The 616-nt window shown below is 41.4% G+C and carries 1 pseudogene; it reads left to right on the top strand.

Annotated features, from left to right (window positions below):
• Nucleotides 1–106: pseudogene (locus tag R7E78_RS28065) on the top strand (sulfurtransferase FdhD); the annotation flags it as partial.
• Nucleotides 107–616 lie beyond the last annotated feature (510 nt).

The following is a 616-nucleotide window of genomic DNA, read 5'->3' as shown; positions in this document are numbered from 1 at the left end:
ATTTGGCATTACGACCATTGCGCGTGCGAAAGGTTTGCGATTCCAAGTATTTACCGGAGCGGACAAGATTGAGTTTGATGTGAAAGGCGAAAGCGCATCTCGTTAACGAGAACACATTACAAAACCGCCGATTAGTGTAAACTTATAACGATTGGGATAAGTAAATCATCACGTTATGAAGGCTTAACTAAGCGATATAAGCCAGAAATAGCAACGTTTGTTGTAGCAATAACAACACTTGTTTTAATTGATGCTAACTACAGCTCATTCACAAAGGATGTGAACTATGGACAATGACCAACTGTGGAATTTTTTGCTCACGCCCAGTGGCATTATGCTCTCAATGATCATTACATTTGGTGTCGTCGGCATATATGCGTATCTAACCGGTCAGTTTAAGGATTAAGACCAATTAAAAAAGCCTCGCTAAATAGCGAGGCTTTTACTTTTCAAGCGCTGTATGAGTGATTACGCGTCAACGCCACGAGATTTCAAGAACTCAGAGTAAGTACCTTTGAAGTCTGAAATCTTGCCATCGCGAATTTCGATAATACGCGTTGCTAGCGAGTCTACGAACACACGGTCATGAGATACGAAGAACGACGTGGCTTTGTAT

The sequence above is a fragment of the Vibrio sp. YT-19(2023) genome (assembly GCF_033337395.1).
The sequence above is the reverse complement of the archived record's forward strand: the minus strand, read 5'-3'. Positions and strand labels throughout refer to the sequence as shown.